This is a genomic window from Oleiphilus sp. HI0061 (assembly GCF_001635675.1).
In genome coordinates this window covers 1-795 of record NZ_LWFE01000371.1, presented here as the reverse complement: position 1 = coordinate 795, position 795 = coordinate 1, and the positions used below count along the sequence as shown (strand labels likewise).

2 protein-coding genes are annotated in these 795 nt (G+C 44.7%); both read right to left on the bottom strand.

All coding sequences use genetic code 11. The annotated features are described in order from the left end of the window. On the bottom strand, positions 1-525 hold a 525-nt coding region (prfH, locus tag A3735_RS05125; protein ID WP_068637691.1), incomplete at its 3' end, for a peptide chain release factor H. After that, positions 522-795 (bottom strand): RtcB family protein (locus A3735_RS05120; protein WP_197485678.1); only part of this gene is annotated, 274 nt, incomplete at its 5' end. The genes A3735_RS05120 and prfH, both read right to left, overlap by 4 nt.

Sequence of the window (795 nt, the reverse complement as noted above, 5' to 3'; positions counted from 1 at the left end):
TTGCGAGAGATCGGTTTCCTTTAGCTCTTCAAGTTTCTTAAAAAGTAGTGCTTTTGCTAGACGCTTGTTAGCATGCTGGCTGCGCTCAGTCTCAACTCGGACTGTTATACCCGTTTCAACATGAGTTGCCTGAACTGCTGAGTCTGTCGTGTTGACATGCTGGCCACCTGCACCTGAAGCACGACAAGTTTGATAACGAACATCATCCGTAAATAATTGCTCGCTAAACTCGAAAACCTGGCCGCTAAAGAACCAGTTTTTTCGCCTATGTTTGGGCCTTAATTGGCTTTGGCATTGCCACATCATGACTCCTGTCCATTGATACGAAAATGCTCTCTCGACCTTACCTTCAATTTGCAATAAAGCAGATTTATAGCCCTGGCTATAACGGCTTTTTATCACTTCGATAATCGTGACATTGGTATCGAATTGCTTTGCCTCTTTCATAACCAGGTCTATGGCTTTTCGAACTGCTGCGCAGCACTCTTCGGGGCCTTGCCCGGACGAAAGCTGAAGTAAAATCATGAGCTACAACTCCCATGTGTTTTGAAAGTAAGCAATGGCTTTAAGCGAGCCACTACTTCTATCAACCCAGCTTGCTGCAAATTATCAATGATAGTTTGAGAAGGTTTGTATGCCTGAGGTGCTTCGTCATAAAGTAGCTCTTTATTGCCACAAATAACCCGACTACCCAGTTCAGTTCTGTAAAGGTCTTCACGCTTATATTTATGACTGAGCCTTCCCTGACAGTCGCCTCGTTTCCATTTACGTCCCGCACCATGTGCCAGTGAATAT